The following is a 23140-nucleotide window of genomic DNA, read 5'->3' on the forward strand; positions in this document are numbered from 1 at the left end:
TTCGGGGCTTTTATGTGCCATTGATGACAATTTAATAATTAAGGTTATTATGAATGTAAATTTACTCTTGACAATGGTCACTTCATAACAGGAGAGAATAGTATGAAATTTCGTGAACTAGATACGGTAAAAGTGACAAAGGATATTAATGGTAAAGTAAAAAAAGATATGGTAGGTGTTATTGTATATGCGACGGAAGGTTATGATATTTATGAAGTAGAATTCTTAGATATAGAAGGTTATACGATAGATTTACAAACTATAAATGAAGAAAATCTTGAGTTAATATCAAATAATGAATAAAGATTCTAATATTTAATATGGTGCAGGGATGTTATGTAAACATGTCAATAATTTTCGTAAAATGACTAAGTAAAACAGGTAGTACAGTGCAAAGTTTAATGCAGCTGGTGTGATAATAACTAAAATGCAGCTGGAAAGTTATTATGGCTTAAAAAAGGTAATTCATCTGCTGGATAATAACATATTATAATCGGTCGTATCACAGATTTCGTTGATAAAAGAATTACAGGAGTATCTAATTTTTAAGACGAACCATCGATTGATGCTTGAGTTAGTGAGATGAGTTCTTTGTAGAATGTTTAGTAAATAGTAGTACTTATCGAAGTGTACAATTGTATATAGAACTAGCGAATTTATTATTACATTCTATCCAATTAATTTGAATATAAAAGAAAACTTGGATAGGCTATTGAATTGCAGGAATTAAACTTTCAAACCAGTTAGAAGATGAATTGAAAGGATTACAAAAAGACTATGAAACATATTTTGATATGAGTGATCAAATGAATCCAACTTCTTTGTCTGAAGATAAAAAAATATGAAACGCGCTTTTGAAGTTAGAGACGAATTGCAAAAGAATTAGGTTCGGATTTTAAAATGATAAATGAAGTTGAAAAAATGTTACCTAATTTATAGGTGATTAAAATGTTTCAATGATTTCCAAATTCTTTTAAGAAACATATTCAAGAAAGGAAAATAAAAATAGAGCACAAAAAATATATAGAAAATGACATATATTATATGTTAAAATGTGTATGTTATGTGTGCGAAGTTAAGAAACAAAACGTTTGTTTTTTTACTTTGCACTTTTTTTATAAAGGGGGAACATTTTGAGAGAGATTTGGAACAAGGTACTATTTACCGTAAAGACAAAAGAAGTTAAGGTAAAGCATGTAGTTGTTGTGTTGTTGCTACTGTTATTACTTCTGCTTTTGCAACAATGTACAAGTGTTAAGGATGATGATCAAAAGAAAGCAGATACCATTGAAAATGTATGTGAATTAGCATCAATTAATACAGATGAGTTACAAATATTGTTGGAACGTAGCGATCTATGTAGTGAAAAATGGTACGAAGATTATGAAGACTATGAAGATGCATTAGTTGAACAGCATAAACTGCTTAAGAAACATGAGGGGAAAAAACAAAAACAATTGTATAAAAAACAAGAAGTGTTGATTAAAGCAGTTAAAGAATTCAAAGAAAAAGAAACTGAGGCAAGTGTGAATGCTTTAGAAAAAGCATATGAAGAATATCGAACATATGCAAAAAGTGTGTGTAAATAATTAAACATAGAATGAAAAGGGAAAGAATAGACATGAGAAAGAAACTATTACCAGTATTTTTAGTGTGTCTGATGCTGTTACAAGTATCTGATACCGGGCTGCGTGTGTTAGCTGCGCAGTCAAATCGAATTACTCCAGGTGCAAGTTATGGAAGTATGTATCAAAAAGATATACAAAGAGAGATTGTTAATGTATATGATGCAAATGATGATGCCCAGGAAGAAGCTGTAGTTACAAAGGAAGCAAGTAACTATGATTTAAGTGATCCATACGAATCGTATGAAGAGGTTGAAGACAAGCGTGAGATTAATTCAAAAACGTATGAAATTCAAAAAGGCGTTTTCGTTAAGGAAACGTATTTTGAACCAATTCATAAAGAAGAAAATGGGAAACTAGTTGATATTGATGATCGATTAGAAAACGTAAATCGATCACGTTCAAATAAAGCAATTTATAAAAGTAAAGATGGATTGCTTGATGTACAAATTGATGGAAACAGTGTTCGTGTAACAAATGAAGAAACAAGTGATTTGCAATGGAGTTTACCAGATGCAGATGTTTCACATTATAGTGTAAAAGAGAATGTAATTTTATTTACGAATGTATATAAAAACATCGATATGGAATATGTAATACGTTCAAATAAAGTATTTACTACGTTCTATATCAATGGACCTGTTGAAAAATCTACATTGGATTTTATTTTTACTAGTCAACATTTGACAAGTAAAGAGACAGACGATGGAGTTGTGTTTTATCGTAGTGATAATCCAGATCAAGATGTATATGTGTTTGCCAAGCCAACAATTCGAAGTGCAACAGAAGCGATTGGAAACAGTCAAATCACATATGAAAATGCACAGGATGGCGTACATGTATCATTGAGTTTAGATCAAACTTGGATTAATGATAGTGCTCAAGTATATCCAATTGCTTTAAGCACAAGAGCGGCAAATCTTGAAGTATTGAATATTACATCTTGTTATGTGCGTAGTGAAACACCAAACTTTAGTTCAAGTCAATATAGTGATTTGTTTGTTGGATACGATAACGAGTTTTGGGCAGGTATTGGTGTACGAACTGGTGTTAACCGTTCATATTTTTACATCGATAAACCAAATCTTGGAAACAACATGCGTGTTGAAAAGGCAAACTTAGAATTATTTAAAGAGCAAGATGGTATTGAGCAAGGTGTAAGTCACCTAATGGGAAAAAACATTGAAGCGTATGAATGTGCCAATGCAAATTTAAATACACTAACTTGGAATACCCAACCAACTATAGAGAAAAAACTATCAACAAATAATGTTGAAGGAGTTAAAAACAAATATTATAAATTTGATATTACAGGTTATGTTAGTAGTCGGTACAAAGGGATTGAAAAAACACTATTATTAAAGGCAGAAGATGAGTCAATTAACGCATTTGCGAATGTTTTTAATAGTGAAAGTACAGCAAGTCGTCCAAGAATTACGATTGAATATCGTGAAGATTATGATGTGGATCCAAACCTTTCCATTGAAAATTTTGATCAAGAGCTACGTGTTGTTAGTAAACTAAATGATGGATTTAAAGCATTAAGTTTAGATGGTCTAATAAAACCATATGCAACAGCTGTATTTAAATTACATGAAAAACAAGATGGTAACTCTACAGTTATTAATGAACTTCTTTCCATGAGTGTAGGAGGAGCATATTTTTCTCATCCAATCGTATTTACAAACCCATATGGAAGTGGACATACAGTACAACCATCTTACAATGGAAATAAAGAGGGTCAAAACTATACAACAAATTATGTAAAGGCAGAAAGTATACCAAAATTTGATACTTTATACGAGTATGTTATGAAGGTTAAAAAAGATGGTGTAGAGAGTGCAAAAAGTATCACAACGGATGGATTTATCAAGTATAAAGTTAAAAATGGAGATACATTACGTTCTATTGCTTCGTATTATGGAGTAAGTATTGATCAAATCAAACTGGATAATAATCAAAGTAGCAATAGTGTCTATGCTGGACAAGTATTATTTATCCGCTTTAAGAAAGATAATACCAAAGTACCAAAAGATGTTTATACACCACCACTACGTACGATTACGTATGAAGCTAAATATGTATATCGAGGACCACAATGTTATGGAACTTGTCCTATTGGGGATCCAATTACGACAACCAATGGAAACTTTTACTATGAAACAGAAGATTTCACTTTAAAAGATTATGATGCATTTACTTTCCACCGTTACTACAACTCAACGGGAGAACAAGTTTCAAATATGTTTGGAAATGGGTTTACAAGTAATTTGGAACAATATGTAACCTATGATGAAAATAAAAACATCTTATTTTTCAGAGGGGATGGGAAGATTCTTCAAATTGATAAAACCGCAAATGGATATACACCAAAAACGACAGATCGTATTGAAATTGAAGTAAAACAAGATGAAGTTCAAATCTTTGATATTGAAACTGGAAGAACGTATGTATTTGATAGTTATGGAACACTTGTGACTATCATTGAAAAAACTGGACACAAAACGACTATTTCTTATGATGCATATGGTGCAATTCAAAGTATTCGTGTTGGTGAAAAGGAAATTAGTTTTACCTACAATGAAAACAATTTAGTGCAAAGTATTCAATTACCAAATGGAAAAAGTGTAAGTTATACTTATGATGCAAAACGTAATTTAACATCATATACAAATGTGTTAGGACACAAAGAAACATATAACTATGATGATAAGAATTTCATGCGTAGTATCATTGATAAAAATGGAAATACTATTGCCACAAATACCTATGATGATGAAGGTAAAGTAAAAAGCCAAAAGGATGGAAAAGGTCAAGAAATGAAGTTTTCTTATACAAATAAGAAGACGGATATTACTCTAGCTGATAATACAAAAGTGACGTATGAACATGAAGACTTTAAAACAACGAAAGTTGCCTATGGAGATGGTTCAAGCAGTTCATATCGCTATGATACGTATGGCAATATTATTGAGAAAATCGATGAAGATCAAAATAAAACAACGTATACGTATGATAAACATGATTTACTTGAAATCGCATATCCAGATGGAACGACAGAAAGTTATACGTATAATAGCGCACACCAAGTAACAAGTAAAACGGGTCGTGATGGTGGAGTAGAGTATTTTGCATATCAAGGAAATGATCTAGTAAAACATACGTTAGCAGATGGAACATTTACAACATATACGTATGATGCAAATCATCGTGTAGTAACAGAAACAAGTGCTACAGGTGCATCAAAGACATATACATATAGTGGAAATCAAATTGCCAGCATTACACATTCAAATGGTCTAGTTGAAAACTTTACGTATGATGCAAGTGGAAACGTGTTGAAAGAAAGTGATAACCAGGGTAAAAATCAAACGTATTTGTATAACGATAATAATCAAATGATTAAGAAAACGTATACGGATGGGACTTATGAAGAGTGGGGTTATGATGGTAATGGAAACATTACAAGTTATCGTGACCGCATTGGTGGAATCACTACAAATACATATGATAAAAACAATAATGTAATTGCTAGTAAAAAAGGAAGTCTAACAAATTCGAAAGTTTATGATAGTAATAACCAGTGTATCAAAGAAACAGATGCACAAGGAATTACAAAAACATATACCTATGATGCTAAACTTAGATTAATTAAGGAAAGTGATGGCTTAGGTAATGAAATAAGTTATACGTATGATGCCTTAGACCATGTAATTAAAACGATTGATGTACGTGGACAAGAAAGTACAGATACATATGATCAAGATTTATTAATCAAACATGTTGATGCTGCTGGATTAGAAACGACATATAGCTATGATGATAAAAACCGTGAAATCGAAAAAGCATATACCAATGGAACCAAAGAAAGTAAAGTATATACAGGTTTACTTTTAACTGAAGAAAGCGACATTCGTGGACAAAAAACAACGTATACGTATGATGCATATAGTCGTATCAAAACAAAGACTGTGAGTATTGGTGAGATTGAACATGTAACAACATATACCTACGATAGTAATAACAATATTACAAAAGAAGATGTAGATGGTGTGGTCACAACGTATGCGTATGATGTGTACAATCGTAAGATCAAAGAAACAGATCCATTAGGATTCACGACTTCGTATACATATAACTTTGATGATGAAATCATTTCTACAACGGATGCATTAGGAAATACATCAACACAAACGTATGATGGTGAAGGAAATCTAATTAAAGAAACCGATAAAAATGGAAATACAGTAGAACATGTTTATAATGCACAAGGATTTCTTGTTGCTGAAAAGGATGCTCTAGGAAATACAACAACGTATGCATACAACGAAAAAGGACAATGCATTACAGTTGTTGATCCATATGGATTTACAACATCATTTACATATAGCAAATACAATCAATTGCTTGATACATATCAAGAAGGTACATTAATTGAAAGTATTACATACAACAAATATGGGGATGTAAAAACAAAGAAAAATACAGAACTGAATGAAAGTTATACGTATGATCATTTTGGTCGACAAGTAACAAAAACAGATCAATATACACAACTACAAACAACAACAAGCTATGATGTGTATGGAAATGTAACTAAAGAAGAAGATAGCAATGGAAGAAGTAGTTCTTTCACTTATGATGTATATAACCAAAAATTGACTGAAATCGATGCATATGGTCGTACAACAAGCTATACATATGACCAACTTGGACAAGTTATTTCTACAACAAATGCACAAGGAACAACAAGTCAAGTGTACGACAAAAATGGAAATGTGATTGAAAGTATTTCACCGCTTGGTGTAAGTACAACATACGCATACAACAAACGTAATGAGAAAATCAAAGAAGTCATTGGTGATAAAGAATTAGCATATAGTTATGATGGACTGGGTCAATTAACGAAGACGACAGATGTAAAACGCAAGAGTGAAACGACGACAAGTTATGATGCAAATGGAAATGTGACTAAAGAAGTGGATGCATTAGGTAATGCAATCACTTACACATACGATGCAAAAAACCAAAAAGTATCAACAACTGATGCATTAGGAAATACCAGCAAAACGGAATATGATGCTAACGGAAATGTAACTAAGGAAATCGATGCACTAGGAAATACAAAACAAAGTTCATATAATGCATACCAACAGCTAGAAAAAGAAGTAGATGCACGTGGGTTTGAAACGCTATATAGTTATGATGATGCACTACGTTTAGTTAAGGTAGAAGATGCTATTGGTGGATCTATTACATACATATATAATGATGCAAATAAAGTCAGCAAAGAAACAAATAGTGAAGGTTTTAGTAAGACATTTGTATACGATGACTATGGTCAAATCATTGAAGAAAGTGACTATAATGGTGTCATTACAAAACGAAGTTATGATGTACTAGGAAATGTTGTAAAAGAAACAACAGCAAATAAAACAACAACTTCTGTTTATGATGAAAAAGGAAATCATGTAAAAACAAGTGTAAATGATGTCGTGCAAGAACAATTTACCTACAATGATTACAATCAAGTTGCAACGAAAAAAGATGGAAATTCAAATGTTACAACTTACACATATGATACATATGGAAATGTTAGTACTGAAGATGCTGCAGGTTATAAAACAGCATATACATACAATGTATATGGAGAACTTCTTGAGAAAGTAGAAAACGATACATACAAAGAAAGTTACGTATATGATGCAAAAAACCAACTTACTGAAACAAAGGTAAATGGTAAAACTGCACAAACAAAAACATACGATGCAAATGGGAATATAATCCAAGAAGCAGAGTATGGAAAAGTGATCGAAACACAATATGATGCATGCAATCGTCCATCTGCATATCTTGTAGAATATGAAGGAAGTATGCAAGTAATTCAAAGTGTTACATATGATGAAAGTGGTAATGCAATTACAATTACAGATGCTAATGGTAATACAGAACAAAGAACATTTGATGCAAATGGAAATGAAACTAGCTTTATAAACAAGCGAGGTATCAAACAACTATTTGCTTATGATACACTTGGTCAACTAGAAAAAGCTGAAAATGCACAAGGACGTGTTGTTAGATATACGTATGATGGAAATGGAAATGCACTTACAAAAACTGTAGGAACAAAAATGGCAGTATATACATATGATGATTTCAATCAATGTACCTATGAGAAAAATGAATATGGATATGTAGAGAAAACAAAATATGATGTATTTGGTAATAAAGTTGAAGAAACAAAACCAGATGGCACAATTATTACATATGCTTATGACAACAATAACAACCAGATTCAAAAGAATAGTCAAACCTTCAGTTATGATAAACGAAACAACCTAATTAAAGCAGAAGGTGCAAATGGCACAATCACATATACATATGATGCATTTGACCAAATGCTAACTTCAACAAATGCAAACAAAGAAACTGTAAGTTATGCTTACAATAAAGATAAGCAATTATCTAAAATGACTTACGCAAATAAAGACGTCGTTACTTATAGTTATAAAGATGGTATGTTGTCTACTGTGAAAAAGAACGATGCAACAATTGCAACGTATTCATATAACAATAGAGGTGAGCTTGTTGATCTTGTGCAAGGAAATATGCAATCAACATTTGCTTATGACAAATTAGGAAATGTAATAAAGCAAGATATCTACAAGGATAAGAAACTCGAACAAAGCCGTACGTATGCATATGATGCAAATGATAATGTCGTTAAAGAAGTTATTGATGGCAAAGAAAATAACTATGTGTATAATGATGCAGATGAGCTAAGTGAAAGTAGTAAATATGTAGATGGAAAATTAGTTAAGACATCTTACACATACGATATGTATGGAAACAAACGTGTTTCAAGTAATGATGAAGGTGTTAAAACGTATACATATAATGATAAAAACCAATTAGAAAGTGTTGAAAGTACAAAAGGTGTAAGTCGTTACTACTACAACGATAATGGAAACCTTACAAGTAAAGTGAATTCTGATGGTAGTAAAGAAGTGTATACATATGATGAATTTGACCATTTAGTTGAACATCAAAAAGGTGATTATATCTATACCTTTGCATATGATGCACAAGGAGATAAAATCAGTGAAAGTAAACAAGATGTACGAACATATCAAAAACAAGTATGGTATGATTATGAAGGAGTCATCGATGTTACTGCTTCAAGTGATACAAAAGTTAAAAATACATTTGATGGACTACGCCAACAAGTAAAAACAAAAGAAGCAAATGGTGGTGTCTGTACATACCAAGGAACAAGTTCATATACTGCAAGCTACAAAAAAGATGTAGAAGTGACAGATTTCGTTCTTGATAAGAATGTAGAGTATACACAAATTCTAGAAACAAATGGAAATGGTAATGTGTATGGATTATCCATCTTGGAAGAAGATGGAACTACATTAGTAGCAAGTTTAAATGACAGTATTGCATTACAAGTAAAAAACAACAAAGTTACGAAACTAACGTACAGTGATTATGGTAAAACAAGTAATATAGCACAAAGTCATGCATACAATGGAGAGTACCAACAAGAAACAGGACTCATCTATTTACGTGCTAGATACTATGATCCAACTATCGGAAACTTTATCCAAATCGATCGCAACTACAAAGGTGAAAACACAGATGTAGCAACTCAAAACCGTTACAACTATGCATTAAGTAATCCTTACAAGTATGTGGATAGAGATGGGAATAAAGCAAAGAAAAAGAAGAAACAAAGTGTAGTAAGTGCTGTTGTTGGTAGCGTGAAAAATGTAGTGTCTAGTATTAAAACGAATATTGTTCAGTCGACAACGATGGTGATGCGGAGCGAAACCATGTATAATTTGATGGATTTAGTAGTACAAATTTCACCATATTTTACTTCAGAAATGGCGAAGGTAACTACATTATTAGCAGTAACTCCGGCAACTACAATAGGTTTAGTGATGTATGGTGCTGTAGCAACTCCGGCAAGTTTGATTTGTGGTATAGAAAAAGCAATAAGATTTACTGAAATGACGCCTACGCAGCAACAAGCATATGTGAATGCTTGGGAGCATCAATTGGGTGGTAGACTGTATGCTGGTCCTTACGTAGCGGATAAAATGATGAATTTATACTACGAAAGTATGGGATATACAACAAGAATACCAGAAAAAGCACAAGTAAAAGAGGATAAAGCAATAAGCTACGTTTCTGAAAATAGTTCGACAGGATCAATGGTTGCGGCAGCACAAGAACAGCAACAACCAAAACAACCGAAAAAAGATGATGACGATGATAAGAAGAAAGATAAAAATAAAAATTCAGATAAGGGTTCGAATAGTAATATAAAAGGGAATGATGTTACATATAATCAAAGATCTGTAGATAAAGCTTTTGGTAAACATGGAAGTGATTTTGGTAATTACCCTGATGGAAGTAAAGGTAGTATTCAACAGTATCAAAATGATATATCAAAATTCATTGATAGTCCTAATAATATTCAAAAACCAGGAACCTGGTGGGGTTCTCAAGGAACACATATATATAATCCAACTACAAATCAATGGGTATTTATTAATGCTGATGGTACGTTTAATACAGGATTCAAGCTCTCAGCAGATCAGATGAAGTATTTAATAGAGACAGGAGTGGTAAAATAATGGGAGTATATATATTGTCTGTGATGACAAAAGAAATAGTGGAATCTACTAAAGTTTCTTTGATACAAAAAAGAATTCAATTGATATATCCTAGAAATGAAATTAATTATAGTCAATATAATTATAATGATAGAAACCATAAAGAATTAGATTTTGATATTACTGAAATTTATTTTAATAAAGATAAAATAGATGAGGAGATTAGCTTGTTAATTAAGGCAATTAAAGAGATATTTTGCATCTTAGAATCTGATTGTGAAATTATTGGTGGTTTCAATGACACTGAAAATGCTATCATGCAATATGAGAAAGATAAAGAAAACAATTATATGAATTGGGGGTTATTTGCGACTAAAAATCCTATCTCAAAATCAAATGTTTATTACGAAAAAGACGGGTTATATATATACCATAGTTTTAAATATGATAGTATGGGAGTAGTTTTTTAGACATATCCGATAAGGATGTAGATTAAATAAAATTCGATATTGGAGCGGAGATAGGGAATATAGTGTTAATGCATAGGAGGTATAAACGTAATAGTAATAACCTATAATACAACACGATACTAATAACTCTACTAAGTAAATATAAGCAATACGTAATAAACAGTACTAACAAATTAGACAAAGTTAGTACTGTTTTTATGTGTTATTTAATTTTACATATTGCTATAGAAAAGTGTTTAACTCCAATAAAACAAGTGTATATTTGAATTGCTGTACCAATTATGGATATTGTTAGTTTTTTGTGTGTAATATTCGTACTATCTCTTTAGTTTAGCTAAATTGTTTGTACGTTTTGTTTGTTTTAATTTTTTCCAATTTTCAGCAAGTGCACGTTCGTACTGTGAGTTAAGACTTGGTGTATAAAAAGATACGTTTTTTAGTGCGTCCGGTAAATATTGGATTTTATCCACAAGATCAAGTCTACCATAGTCATATTTGTCTTCATCTTTCATACCAACTGGGGTTAAACGTAAATAACCGGGTACTGGATATGCTTGATCTTTTAGATATGGTTTTACTGCATCAATGGCAACTTCTGAACTTTTACTTTTTGGTGAAAGACATAAGTCAATGATTGTATGTGCCAAAGGAATGCGACCTTCAGGAAATCCAACACGTTTGGCTGCATCAATTGCATTGATACAACGAGCGACAGCTTGTGGATTACCAAAACCTACATCTTCATACGCAGTTACAAGTAAACGTCGCTCAATGGATTCTAAGTCACCAATTTCGATTAGTATCGACAAATAATATAATGCAGCATCAACATCACTTCCACGAATAGATTTTTGGAATGCACTGAGCAAGTCGTAATGATAATCTCCATCACTGTCACTTGCAACATTTGGTGTAAAACTATAAGCTTCAACTGTTTCCTTATCAATTGCATTTGTGGCTGTTGCACACAACTCCAATAGGTTTAATGCATAACGGATATCGCCATTAGCTAGACGTGCAATGCTAGTGAGTGCTTCATCATCTGCTTTAACTTGATCATCAATGCCTTTAGGGGAGCGTAGTGCGCGTGATAAAGCGGTCTTGATATCTTGTTCATCTAAAGATTTTACTTCAAATAGATGTGTTCTTGAACGTATGGCAGGGTTAATAGAAAATAGTGGATTGGCAGTCGTTGCTCCAATCATGATGATACTTCCATTCTCGATATGTGGAAGTAGTAAATCTTGCTTATCTTTATTTAAACGATGTACCTCATCAACAATGACAACTAAACCTGGGAAAAACTTAGCTTCTTCAAAAATGATGGTTAAGTCTTTTTTATTTCCGGTTACAGCATTGAAGTTGCGGTATTTTACACCCATTTCATTAGCTAATACACTTGCTAGTGTCGTCTTTCCAGTTCCAGGAGGACCATAAAAAATCATCGAAAAGAGTTGTTTCTGTTCGACCATTTTACGTAATATTTGATTCTTTCCAATTAAGTGTTGTTGCCCAACAACTTCATCTAGTGTTGTTGGACGCATACGGAAAGCGAGTGGTTGTTTATTCATACTCTTATTTTACCACACTAGAAAAATAAGTGCTCGATGAGTATTTTACTTCCAATAAGAATGAGAATTACTCCACCAGCAACTTCAGCATACGTATGAAGTAAAGAACCCACAAATCGACCGATGTATCCACTAAGAAAAGATAGTGCAAATGTCACAAGTCCAATAATGATACATGCAAACAGTATATCTACTTCAAAGAAGGCGAAACTGACACCAACAGCAAGTGCGTCAATACTCGTAGCTATACCTAGTAATAAAATATCTTTTACTTTTATTTCCAGTTCACAAGATAAGTCTTGTTCACCAAAGGCTTCATAGATCATTTTGATACCGATAAACACAAGAAGGATAAATGCAATCCAGTGATCTAAAAAGGTAATAGAGCCTGTGAAGTTTACGCCAACAGTGTATCCAATAAGTGGCATTATTCCTTGGAAAAAGCCAAAACTAATCGCATAGACTAGTGAAAATTTAATTGCGTTTTTCTTTGTGTAACACATTCCTTTTGCTAGTGAAACTGCACATGCATCCATTGCAAGTCCAATACTGGTTAATAAAATTGTTAGTATGCTCATATGTTGTACTCCTTTATGTGAGAGTAAAGAAAAGACTCATACGAAAAAAATCGTATAAGTCTCATTTTTTACAATTAGCCAGGCTTTCGCCATTATGTTGACTAAAACACTTACAAAAGTAAGATAACTACTCCCTTATGACTTGCTCATTATAGCACAAGGGTGTTGCTTTTGAAAGGGGGGATTGCATGATATACTGTGAGTATTAGGAGGTGTAAATAATGGACACAAAATTACACTTTGGAATTGTGAGTACAGCAAGTATTGTTCCTCGCTTTGTTAAGGGGGTAAAAGCAAGTGCAAATAGTGAAGTCGTTGCAATTGCTTCCAGAGATCTACAAAAAGCACAGGAATATGCAAAAAACTTAGATATCGCAAAAGCATATGGAAGTTATGAAGCGTTGTTTCAAGATCAAGATATCAATATCATTTACATCGCAACACCACATTTTGCACATGTTACGTATGCTAAAGCAGCATTAGAGGCAGGAAAACATGTTCTATGTGAAAAGCCAATTACTTTAACAACTAGTGATGCAAAAGAACTTTTTGCACTGGCAAAGAAAAAAGGTTTGTTTTTAATGGAAGCGCAAAAAAGTGTGTTTCTACCGACGACGAATTATGTCAAAACCTTGATCCAACAAAAGCGTTTGGGAAATCTGCGACATGTAAAGCTATCGTGTTTCTATCCATATATGGAAAATGAAAAAGCATGGATGCTTGATCCAAGTAAAGGTGGTGGCTCACTTTATGGGAGTGGGTCGTATGCAATTGAATATATGATGTACATATTAGATGCTACAGTCAAATCATATAAAGGAGAGCTTACTTATACAACCTATGAGGTAGATGATATTAGTGATCTATCATTTCAAATAGGTGAGGTAGATTGTCGTTCCATTATTTCACGTACAACAAAATATCCAGATGAAGCTAGATTTACATTTGATCAAGGCGAAGTGATTGTTCCATACTTCTGGAAAGCCCAAGAAGTGATTGTCTCTTCAAATGGTAAGATAGAAAACTATGATTTTGCTAGTGACAGTGAATTTGTCTATGAAGTGATGCATGTAGAATCGTGCATCAATCAAGGGTTAACGTATAGTCCAATTATGACTCCAGAAATGAGTATATCGACAGTAGAAATGGTAGAACAGGTATATAAAGAGAATCGAAAATAAGCATGAATAAGCTATAATTTTGGGTAAATATGGGCAATCGCAAACTAGATTAGCACTTCGCTTGATTAAGTGCTAAGCAGTGTTATAATACAAGTATCCTAGGAAAGGATAGTATAAATAGCATTAAGAAATGGAGGCGATGACTATGAAATTACTACCAGGATTTAGTTTATTTGATGATGTGTTTGATGACAATTTCTTTAGACCTGTCAATAAGACATCAAGTTTTATGAAAACAGATATTCGTGAAGTTGATGGAAACTATGTATTGGATATGGAATTGCCAGGCTATAATAAGGAAGACATCAAAATCGCACTTAAGGATGGTTACTTGACAGTAACAGCTACACGCAATGATGACAAGGAAGACAAAGACGATAAAGGAAATGTAGTTCGTCGTGAACGTTTTGCAGGAACATGCACAAGAAGTTTCTATGTCTCAGATGCAGTTACTGAAGAAGACATTAAGGCCAAATATGATAATGGTGAGTTACATATAACTTTCCCAAAAGATAAACCAAAAGAAATTGCAGAAAGTAAACCAATTGCAATTGAATAATGAATAGGGTGGACAAGTTCCACCTTTTCATTTGAATGCATGAAATGTATAAATACAGACAATCTATGGTATAACGTAAATAAGGATGGTGCTTTATGGAAAGGTTAATAGAAACATTAAAAGAAAGATTTGAAAGTCATATGTATCGTCATCCACACACTTCGTGGAAAATGATTGAACCTTTACTTACAGATGAAATTTTAGTAAGTTTACAAGCAATGGAAGCAAGTGGTGGTGAAATTGATGTAGTAGAAGATTTACCCAATGTAGGTTTGGCATATGTGGATATGGTAACAGAAAGTCCAAAAGCAAGAGCAGGTGCTTGTTATGATGAAAAAGCGCGACTTGAACGAAAGAAAAATGCACCAAATACAAGCGTAGAAAAATTAGTTGATGACATGCAAGTAAACGTACTTGATGAAGATCAATATCGTTATTTACAAAGTATTGAAGATCTTGATTGCAAAACAAGTAGTTGGCTAAAAACACCAGAAGCGATACGTGCACTTGGTGGAGCTTTATTTGGTGATAAACGTTACAATCATGTGTTTGTATATCATAATAGTGCGGATTCCTATTATTCTTCACGAGGATTTCGTACCTATAAACCACTTACATAGAAAAAGGAAGCGCGTGCTTCCTTTTTGCTATTTATCGAACTTTTTACGACGATTGGTACTTTGAATAAACAGGTGTTTCATCGTTTCTTCATCATCGTTTTTCAATGCTTGTTTAAAGGTATCTAGGGAAGCTTCAAATGCTTCGATTTCCTCTAATAGAATATCCTTATTGAATAAGAAGAGTTCGCTCCACATATCTTCATTGATTTTGGCGATTCTTGTTAGATCACGAAAGGAATCTCCAGTGTAATCAACCAACTTATCATGATCGTGCGTATTCATTAAACTTACAGCAATTACATGGGTAAGTTGACTTAGAAATCCAATCATTCGATCATGCTCATCAATACTTAATAGTGAGATGTGATGAAACTTTAAGATATCAGCAACATCCATCATAGCATTGATCGCTTTTTCGCTATTGTCTACAGTTGGAACAATAATGAAGTTTGCTTGTCTGAATATCGAAGGATCTGCATGTTCAATTCCACTGACTTCTTTTCCAGCCATCGGGTGTGTTGAAATAAATTCGGCATCCACATCTTTTAAGATATATTGAATTGGCTTTACAACATTACGCTTTACCCCTGCGATATCTGATACAATTGCACCTGGTTTAAAGTCATGCTTATGTTCTTGTATCCACTGAATCATCACTTTGGGATATAAACATAGAATGACAATGTCAGCTTTATGTATATCGCTTGGTTGGATACTTCCTTCAGTGATGAAATTGTTCGCTAGCGCATAATCAATTGTTTCTTGACGTCTAGCAATCCCAATCACATGATATCCAGCATCATGTAGACCTTTGGCATAACTACCACCAAGTAAACCTAAACCAACAATTGCATATACAGGTTTATTTGACATAGTGCACCTCAATGCCAACACTTGCTAGATCTTCAAAGAAGGTTGGATATGACTTATTGATGTACTCTGCTTCATCAATAATCACTTTATCTTTCATGCAGGTTGCTGCAATCGCTAATGCCATAACAATGCGGTGATCTTTATGTCCACTTAATTGTCGTGTTGCTTCATATGGTGGATTTCCGTGAATCGTAATCGTATCTGGTGTACTTGAATAATTAACACTGCATGCTTGAAGTTCATTTTCCATTGCAAGAATACGATCACTTTCTTTTAATCGTAAACGACCTGCATTGATAATGGTGCTTTCTTTTTGTGTATACATTTGTAGTACATTTAATATAGGTCCTAAATCCGGACAGTTTTCTAAATTGATCGTTGCTGGAGATAGTTGTGATTTTTTTATTTCATAGCCAAAAGGTATGGGAGTAACATCCACATGGAAATCTCTTAAGATATCAATGATTTGCTTATCTCCTTGCTTACTATCATGGGATAATCCAGTGATTGTTAAGTCATTGTTGATGGCAGCTAAGACTGCAAAGAAACCTGCTTGTGAGTAATCACCTTCGATTGTGTAATCTGCAGCTTGGTATGTTTGATTTCCTTTAATGTATAGCGTATATGGATCTTGATAGACAACATCAATTCCATAATGTGCAAGCATTTGAAGGGTTAAATCAACATAACTGCGACTTTCATAAGGTGCTTGGATATGGATGGTTGAATCTTGTTTTAGTAAAGGTAAAGCAAATAGTAAGCCAGAGATGAATTGACTAGATACATCACCAGCTAAGCTATATGCACCTGGTTGTAAACTACCTTGAATACGAATACATGATGCATCTTGTGTGTAATGTAATTGTTTCTCATGAAATAGGTCTTCATATACTTTTTGTGGGCGCTTAAGTAAGCGGTTTTCACCAGTAAATGAAACATTTTTATTCGTTAGTGAGAAAATTGGAATGAAGAAGCGTAAAGTACTTCCACTTTCCTTACAAAACACATCTTGGTTATCTGCAAATGAGGCAAAGTCAATTCCACCATCAATGATAACTTGATCATCCTTTGTTTCTATATGTGCACCAAGTTGTTGCATCCCTGCAATCGTCACAAGAATATCATCAGAAAATGCAACATTCGAAATGATGCTTCTTCCTTTAGCTAAACTTGCACAAATAATTGCACGGTGTGACATACTTTTTGAAGGTGGGAGATGTACACTTCCAGAACATTTGGAAGGTGTAATTTCTACTTTCATTAGATATCTCTCCCGATAACTTGCGCAATTTCTCTCGCTTTTTCAATTAATGCTTTAAAACGTTTTGGTTTTAAACATTGATCTCCATCAGAGAATGCATTTTCTGGATCATTATGTACTTCAATAATTAGTCCATCTGCTCCAGCAGCAACCGCTGCTAGTGAAGCACTTTCTACAAGTGACCAATCTCCAGTTGCGTGTGAAGGATCGATCACGATTGGTAAGTGTGTTTTACGTTTAATAATTGGAATCACACTTAAATCTAACGTATTTCTTGTCTCTGTTTCAAATGTACGAATTCCACGTTCGCAGAAGATAACGTTTGGGTTTCCATTTGCCATAATGTATTCTGCACTCATAATCCATTCATCAATCGTGTTGGCAAATCCACGTTTTAATAAGATTGGTTTTGTGGTACGTTTTCCTAATTCTTTTAGCAATTCAAAGTTTTGCATATTTCTTGCCCCAATTTGAATTACATCTACGTATCTTTCGAATTCATCAATTTTGTCAGCACTCATAAGCTCACTAACAATTGGCAATCCAGTTTCTTCTCGTGCTTTTACCATGGCAAGAATTCCATCGGTTTGCATCCCTTGGAATGCGTATGGTGATGTACGTGGTTTGTATGCTCCACCACGAAGCATTTTTCCACCTGCATCTTTTACGTCTTTGGCAAGTTGGACAACCATTTCTTCACTTTCAACGGAACATGGTCCACCAATTACCACAATTTTTTCTTGTCCACCAATCTTGATTCCATTGATATCAAAGATGGTATCTGTTGGGTGCATTTGACGTGAAGCAAGTTTGTATTTTGCGGCAATACGCGTAACGTGTTCAACGCTTTCGTTTGCCATAATGCGTTTTTCATCGATTGCGGTTGTATCCCCAGTTAATCCATAAATCGTAAGGTCGCTACCTTGAATTTCAACAGCAGTAACACCGAGTGTTTCTAACTTATCGATTAATTTCTTGACCGCTTGTTGGTCAGCATTTTTCTTTATCGTAATAATCATTTGTTTTGTCCCCCTACATATTTATGATTGTGATTTGGTTGGTATATGTTGCGATTGCTTGATCCACCGCAACCACGAGTGTATCGTGGTTGGTAATGGTTACATCACTATAGCTTTCGTATAATGGTGCACGCGTATCATATAGTTGTTGAATTGCTTCTTTACTAGAACTTAGTGGTCTTGATGGATCACTAAGTAATTGGTCGATATCTCGATCAATATAAATAAGGAAGCCATTGTGTTGTAAATTCTTAATATTCTCATAGTTCTTAACAATTCCTCCACCACATGAAATAACTACGTGATGTGAATTAGCAAGTTCTTTTGTGACTTGTGTTTCTATTTCGCGAAAAGCAGCTTCACCATGTAATTCAAAATACTTGGCAATTGGCATTTGGATGCGTTCAACAATTTGTGCATCAATATCGATAACCTCACGCTTTAGCTTTGTACATACTTCATTTGCGATGGTAGTTTTGCCACTACTAGGCATACCGATAAACACTAAGTTACTTTGTTCAAGTAAGAGTTCTTGGTAAATGCTCTCAATATGTACATCATCAATGGTGATGTCTTTAAAATACTCAACTGCATATTTTGCTTGTGCAACTAACATTTCAAGTCCATTTACACAAGGAATGTTATACTTTTTCGCTTCTAATAGAAAACTGGTACGCAGTGGATTGTATATTACATCCACACATGCTTCAAGTTTATCAAATCCATCAAGGTCAATTGGCGATGCATCAACTTGTGGTGACATTCCTACTGGTGTTGTTTGAATGATAATTTCACAGTCTCTATGCTTTTTATAGATTTCATCGAGTGTCATAGTTTCTTTACTAGCGATGATATCAACAATCAACACTTGTTTTGCATTTGCTTGATGTACAACTTCTTGAATTGCTTTACTGGCTCCACCGTTTCCCATGATTAGCACTTTTTTTCCTTGTAAGGAAATGTTGTGTTTTCGTAAGGTATATGCAAAACCTAAGTAATCCGTATTATAGCCGATCAATTTTCCATCTCGATTCACGATAGTGTTTACAGCACCGATACGTTTGGCACTTTCATCGATTTCATCAAGATAAGGAATTACGGTTTGCTTATATGGTATTGTCACATTAATCGCTTTAAAATCTTTTGCTTTCATAAATGCATCGATATCCTCTTTTGCGATTTCTTTTAGTTGGTATGTATAGTCACTTACGAGTTGTTCGTGAATGACTTTGGAAAAACTATGACCGAGTTTTTCACCAATTAATCCGTATTCCATATTATTCACCTACCCATGCTGGACCAAATTGTTGGATGCATAGATCCAATATCCCAATAGCAACAACACTATCCACGACAACACGTGCACGGTGTACAATGGCAGGATCATGACGTCCTTCAATTTGGATGGTTGTATTTTCTTTTGTTTGATAGTCAATGGTTTCTTGTTCAATAAAGATGGAAGGAGTCGGTTTCACGACCGTTTTTAGATGTAATGGCATTCCATTAGAAATTCCACCATTGATTCCACCATTATAATTCGTTTTGGTTTTCACCGTTTCTTGATCCATATAGAAGGCATCATTTACTTCGCTTCCATTGAAGTTGCAAAATTCAAAACCCAGACCAAATTCAACTCCCTTAATTGCAGGAATAGAAAATAGTAATTTTGCTAGGACGCTTTCTAGGCTTGAGAAGAACGGTTCACCAACACCCGTAGGCATACCTAGCACCATTGTTTCTAAAATTCCACCTGTAGAGTCACCGGTTTTAGCTAGTGTTTCAATGCGTTCTTGCATTTGCTTGCTAACTTCTACATCACATACAGGAAAATAGGTTTGATTGAGTTCTTGCAATACAGATACGGCAACATCTTCACTTTCTGGGAAGGGGATATCTTGTAGTTCTTGTAGTTTTGCAATATGAGTTCCAATAACGATTCCTTTTTTTTCTAGGATGTGACGTGCAATACTTCCTGCTGCCACAAGTGGAGCAGTAAGCCTACCAGAGAAGTGACCACCACCACGATAATCTTGATAGCCACGATATTTTTCGTTGGCTGTATAGTCTGCATGCGATGGACGCATTTTATCGTTATGATAGTCCTTAGAGTGCGTATTGCTGTTTTCAAATAAAATGCAAAGTGGTGTACCTGTGGTATGTCCATTAAAATACCCACTTACAACATGAAGTTCATCACGTTCTTTACGACTTGTTGATATTTTTCCTTTTGGTTTTCGTAAATCTAAGAAGTGATTGATATAGTTTTCATCAAGCGGGATACCTGCAGGTAAACCGTTGATCAAAACTCCAATGGCTTCTCCATGAGATTCACCAAATAGGGATATTTGTAATGCTTCACCAATACTACTTTTCATGATGACTCCTTTCTATCAGTTGTTGTATTTCACTGAGTTCTAATGCTTGTATATACGAGTGACCAGGTACATCTACCCGGATTACATCGATATGCGTTTGTTTTGCTTTTTTATCTTTTGCGATGATTTGCATCACTTCTTGGATATCATAATCAACATCTACAGGAATATGCATGTTTTGTAAGATGGTTTTTACTTGTTGTTGCAAAGTAGGATCATCAAGGAAATACAACATACCTAAAGCCACGCATTCACCGTGATAATATGTTTTTAAATCGTAGTATGCTTCAATTCCATGACCAATAGTATGACCAAAGTTTAAGGTCTTGCGTAAACCACTTTCTTTTTCATCTTGTTCAACAACTGCTTTTTTTACAAGTAAGGCTTTATAAACGATTGTTTCCAGTTGATCCATATAATTATCTTGTTTAAAGATTTCATATAAGGAAGCATCGTGAATCAATCCTGCTTTTAAAGCTTCAACTAATCCACTTTGAATGTGTCGTTTAGGTAAACTATCCAAAGTGGTAAAATCAATAAATACTGCATCTGGGTGATAAAAGGCACCGATAATGTTTTTTACATGATCTAAATTGATTGCTACTTTACCACCGATACTACTATCGATTTGTGAGAGTGTGGTTGTTGGAATGGACATAAAGGAAATTCCACGCATATAACTACTTGCGACAAATCCACCAAGATCACCAATAACACCACCACCTAAGGCAATCAATACATCACTGCGTTGCATACCATAAGCTAGACAAGCTTCACACACTTCTTTATACGTTGCAAAACTCTTACTTCCTTCGCCTGGTACTACCTTATATATTGTACTTTGTTTGCAGTAGGATTGCACTTTACTTACAAGGTATTCAGGAATGTTTGTATCCGTTAAAATGAAGTATTTTTTTGTGTCACTGACAAAATCTTGAAGTTTATCAATGGTATTTTCTCCTAAGAAGATAGGATATGATTTGTGATCAAGATTGATTTGAATTTCCATAAAAAACTCTCCTTTAATAAAAAAAGCACCAACATCAATTGCTGTGCCTAGTTGTGTGCCAAACATGAATAAATAACCAATACATTGTATTAGTTTGTTTGGCTCTATCTAAAGTAAAAATAAAAAGTTGATGTTAGTTTCATGCGTACATTGTAATACGATATATTTCGTTTTGCAAGCACTTTATGAAAATTTTACAATTTATGAAACAATTTTCATAAAAATCATGTATAATACAAAGTTAAGGGAATATATAAAAACTAAACTATATTTGTTGTATAATAAATAAAGGAGATTTACGATGAATAAATTAGAGCAAGCAAGAGTGAAAATTAACGAAATTGATCAAGCCATGGCTGAGTTATTTGAAAAACGAATGCATGCAGTTGAGGATGTCATTTCTTATAAGCAAGAACACCAAATGGAAGTTCTTGATTTTTCACGTGAACAACAAGTCATTCAAAAGAATCTATTACATATTCAAGATGAAAAACTACGCTCCTATTATGAAGAATTCATTACAGATGTTATGAAAGTAAGTCGTCATTATCAACATGCAACACTGATTGAAAAGAAAATTGGTTATCAAGGAACATATGGTGCCTTTTCATATTTGGCAGCGCGTGCAACATTTCCAGATGATGAACTGATTCGATTCAAAAGTTTTGAAGATGTGTGTAAAGCAGTGGAAAGCAAAGAAATTCGCTATGGTGTAATTCCATTAGAAAATTCTCATAGTGGTGAAGTTGGTGAAGTCAGTGATTTACTGTATCGCTATCCTTTATATATTGTGGACATCTTTGATTTACAAGTCAATCAAGCATTGCTTGCTAAAGAAGATATTCCAATTGATCAAATCACAAAGATTTATTCACATCCACAAGCGATTAGTCAGTGCTCCAAATTTCTAAAAGGAAGAAATATCGAGATTATTGAATTTCCAAATACTGCACTAGCTGCTGAATTTGTAAGTAAACAAGAAGATCCAACCATTGCAGCGATTGCAAGTAAGGAAGCCGCTCAACTATTTGGATTAAAGATCGTTGAAGATAATATACAAACAAATGATGATAATACAACACGTTTTGCGATTGTCGCAAAAGAAGCAAATACGCAAGGAAATCATTTCCAAGTTATCTTTACCCTTGCCAACAAACAAGGAACGCTAGCACAAGCGATTAATAGTATCGCTTCACGTGGCTTTAATATGAAAAGTATTAAATCGCGTTCGATTCCACAAAATGCTTGGTCGTATTACTTCCAAGTAGAACTCGAAGGATTTTATGAAGATGCATCGACACAAGCGATGTTAAAAGAATTAGGCACGGTTTGCCGTGATTTAAAATATATTGGTTCATACAATAAGTAGGGG

Annotated in this window: 16 protein-coding genes; 8 read left to right on the forward strand and 8 right to left on the reverse strand. The window is 33.8% G+C overall.

Going from position 1 to position 23140, the window contains the following annotated elements; all coding sequences use genetic code 11:
• Positions 1 to 102 precede the first annotated feature (102 nt).
• The 4 genes from EDD63_RS08565 to EDD63_RS08580 all read left to right on the forward strand — a co-directional run bounded on the left by EDD63_RS08565 (position 103) and on the right by EDD63_RS08580 (position 10722).
• Positions 103 to 303, forward strand: coding sequence for a DUF4926 domain-containing protein (locus EDD63_RS08565; RefSeq protein WP_134170462.1), 201 nt, complete (start codon positions 103 to 105; stop codon positions 301 to 303).
• Positions 304 to 1133: 830 nt separating this feature from the next.
• Positions 1134 to 1589 (forward strand): hypothetical protein, encoded by a 456-nt coding sequence (locus tag EDD63_RS08570; RefSeq protein ID WP_134170464.1) that lies wholly within the window; start codon positions 1134 to 1136, stop codon positions 1587 to 1589.
• A 32-nt stretch (positions 1590 to 1621) separates the two neighbouring features.
• The gene (locus EDD63_RS08575) at positions 1622 to 10273 is read left to right on the forward strand and encodes a DUF6531 domain-containing protein (protein ID WP_166667594.1); all 8652 of its coding nucleotides are present in this window, start codon (positions 1622 to 1624) and stop codon (positions 10271 to 10273) included.
• Positions 10273 to 10722 carry a hypothetical protein gene (locus tag EDD63_RS08580; protein WP_134170468.1) on the forward strand — a complete coding sequence of 150 codons (450 nt, stop codon included), beginning with the start codon at positions 10273 to 10275 and terminating at the stop codon, positions 10720 to 10722. The genes EDD63_RS08575 and EDD63_RS08580 overlap by 1 nt, the downstream gene beginning before the upstream one ends.
• Before the next feature lie 317 nt (positions 10723 to 11039).
• Here EDD63_RS08580 and EDD63_RS08585 read toward each other — a convergent pair whose 3' ends face one another.
• Together EDD63_RS08585 and EDD63_RS08590 are read right to left on the reverse strand one after the other, a co-directional pair.
• The gene (locus EDD63_RS08585; RefSeq protein WP_134170470.1) at positions 11040 to 12293 is read right to left on the reverse strand and encodes a replication-associated recombination protein A; all 1254 of its coding nucleotides are present in this window, start codon (positions 12291 to 12293) and stop codon (positions 11040 to 11042) included.
• 17 nt (positions 12294 to 12310) lie between these two features.
• Positions 12311 to 12871 carry a manganese efflux pump MntP gene (locus EDD63_RS08590; RefSeq protein WP_134170472.1) on the reverse strand — a complete coding sequence of 187 codons (561 nt, stop codon included), beginning with the start codon at positions 12869 to 12871 and terminating at the stop codon, positions 12311 to 12313.
• Positions 12872 to 13092: 221 nt separating this feature from the next.
• On the opposite strand from EDD63_RS08590, the gene EDD63_RS08595 reads away from it, so the two are divergent.
• The 3 genes from EDD63_RS08595 to EDD63_RS08605 all read left to right on the forward strand — a co-directional run bounded on the left by EDD63_RS08595 (position 13093) and on the right by EDD63_RS08605 (position 15231).
• Positions 13093 to 14052 (forward strand): Gfo/Idh/MocA family protein, encoded by a 960-nt coding sequence (locus EDD63_RS08595; RefSeq protein WP_134170474.1) that lies wholly within the window; start codon positions 13093 to 13095, stop codon positions 14050 to 14052.
• 145 nt (positions 14053 to 14197) lie between these two features.
• Positions 14198 to 14611, forward strand: coding sequence for an Hsp20/alpha crystallin family protein (locus tag EDD63_RS08600; RefSeq protein WP_134170476.1), 414 nt, complete (start codon positions 14198 to 14200; stop codon positions 14609 to 14611).
• A gap of 95 nt (positions 14612 to 14706) precedes the next feature.
• A complete protein-coding gene (locus EDD63_RS08605) occupies positions 14707 to 15231 on the forward strand; it encodes a DUF4256 domain-containing protein (protein WP_134170478.1) in 525 nt (174 codons plus the stop codon).
• Positions 15232 to 15258: 27 nt separating this feature from the next.
• On the opposite strand, the gene EDD63_RS08610 is transcribed toward EDD63_RS08605, so the two are convergent.
• The 6 genes from EDD63_RS08610 to aroB are packed head-to-tail and all read right to left on the reverse strand — an operon-like array spanning position 15259 to position 21768.
• Complete coding sequence (locus EDD63_RS08610; RefSeq protein ID WP_134170480.1) at positions 15259 to 16104, reverse strand: prephenate dehydrogenase; 846 nt, start codon at positions 16102 to 16104, stop codon at positions 15259 to 15261.
• Positions 16094 to 17365 carry a 3-phosphoshikimate 1-carboxyvinyltransferase gene (aroA, locus tag EDD63_RS08615; protein WP_134170482.1) on the reverse strand — a complete coding sequence of 424 codons (1272 nt, stop codon included), beginning with the start codon at positions 17363 to 17365 and terminating at the stop codon, positions 16094 to 16096. The genes EDD63_RS08610 and aroA overlap by 11 nt, the downstream gene beginning before the upstream one ends.
• Positions 17365 to 18384 (reverse strand): 3-deoxy-7-phosphoheptulonate synthase, encoded by a 1020-nt coding sequence (aroF, locus tag EDD63_RS08620; protein ID WP_134170484.1) that lies wholly within the window; start codon positions 18382 to 18384, stop codon positions 17365 to 17367. Before aroF ends, aroA begins: the two co-directional genes overlap by 1 nt.
• Positions 18385 to 18397: 13 nt before the next feature.
• The gene (locus EDD63_RS08625) at positions 18398 to 19660 is read right to left on the reverse strand and encodes a shikimate kinase (protein WP_134170487.1); all 1263 of its coding nucleotides are present in this window, start codon (positions 19658 to 19660) and stop codon (positions 18398 to 18400) included.
• 1 nt (position 19661) lies between these two features.
• Positions 19662 to 20759, reverse strand: coding sequence for a chorismate synthase (gene aroC / locus EDD63_RS08630; protein ID WP_134170489.1), 1098 nt, complete (start codon positions 20757 to 20759; stop codon positions 19662 to 19664).
• Positions 20749 to 21768 (reverse strand): 3-dehydroquinate synthase, encoded by a 1020-nt coding sequence (aroB, locus tag EDD63_RS08635; RefSeq protein WP_134170491.1) that lies wholly within the window; start codon positions 21766 to 21768, stop codon positions 20749 to 20751. Before aroB ends, aroC begins: the two co-directional genes overlap by 11 nt.
• A gap of 301 nt (positions 21769 to 22069) precedes the next feature.
• On the opposite strand from aroB, the gene EDD63_RS08640 reads away from it, so the two are divergent.
• Positions 22070 to 23137: a chorismate mutase gene (locus tag EDD63_RS08640; protein WP_134170493.1), complete on the forward strand. Its 1068-nt coding sequence runs from the start codon at positions 22070 to 22072 to the stop codon at positions 23135 to 23137.
• Positions 23138 to 23140: the final 3 nt, after the last annotated feature.

This window comes from Breznakia blatticola, assembly GCF_004365815.1.
In the GTDB taxonomy this organism is placed as follows: domain Bacteria; phylum Bacillota_I; class Bacilli_A; order Erysipelotrichales; family Erysipelotrichaceae; genus Breznakia; species Breznakia blatticola.

Excerpts from the sequence above, each read along its gene's own strand:
- EDD63_RS08565 (WP_134170462.1), top strand. The coding sequence starts at position 103 with ATGAAATTTCGTGAACTAGATACGGTAAAAGTGACAAAGGATATTAAT.
- EDD63_RS08575 (WP_166667594.1), top strand. The coding sequence starts at position 1,622 with ATGAGAAAGAAACTATTACCAGTATTTTTAGTGTGTCTGATGCTGTTA.
- EDD63_RS08580 (WP_134170468.1), top strand. The coding sequence starts at position 10,273 with ATGGGAGTATATATATTGTCTGTGATGACAAAAGAAATAGTGGAATCT.
- EDD63_RS08585 (WP_134170470.1), bottom strand. The coding sequence starts at position 12,293 with ATGAATAAACAACCACTCGCTTTCCGTATGCGTCCAACAACACTAGAT.
- EDD63_RS08590 (WP_134170472.1), bottom strand. The coding sequence starts at position 12,871 with ATGAGCATACTAACAATTTTATTAACCAGTATTGGACTTGCAATGGAT.
- EDD63_RS08595 (WP_134170474.1), top strand. The coding sequence starts at position 13,093 with ATGGACACAAAATTACACTTTGGAATTGTGAGTACAGCAAGTATTGTT.
- EDD63_RS08600 (WP_134170476.1), top strand. The coding sequence starts at position 14,198 with ATGAAATTACTACCAGGATTTAGTTTATTTGATGATGTGTTTGATGAC.
- EDD63_RS08605 (WP_134170478.1), top strand. The coding sequence starts at position 14,707 with ATGGAAAGGTTAATAGAAACATTAAAAGAAAGATTTGAAAGTCATATG.
- EDD63_RS08610 (WP_134170480.1), bottom strand. The coding sequence starts at position 16,104 with ATGTCAAATAAACCTGTATATGCAATTGTTGGTTTAGGTTTACTTGGT.
- aroA (WP_134170482.1), bottom strand. The coding sequence starts at position 17,365 with ATGAAAGTAGAAATTACACCTTCCAAATGTTCTGGAAGTGTACATCTC.
- aroF (WP_134170484.1), bottom strand. The coding sequence starts at position 18,384 with ATGATTATTACGATAAAGAAAAATGCTGACCAACAAGCGGTCAAGAAA.
- EDD63_RS08625 (WP_134170487.1), bottom strand. The coding sequence starts at position 19,660 with ATGGAATACGGATTAATTGGTGAAAAACTCGGTCATAGTTTTTCCAAA.
- aroC (WP_134170489.1), bottom strand. The coding sequence starts at position 20,759 with ATGAAAAGTAGTATTGGTGAAGCATTACAAATATCCCTATTTGGTGAA.
- aroB (WP_134170491.1), bottom strand. The coding sequence starts at position 21,768 with ATGGAAATTCAAATCAATCTTGATCACAAATCATATCCTATCTTCTTA.
- EDD63_RS08640 (WP_134170493.1), top strand. The coding sequence starts at position 22,070 with ATGAATAAATTAGAGCAAGCAAGAGTGAAAATTAACGAAATTGATCAA.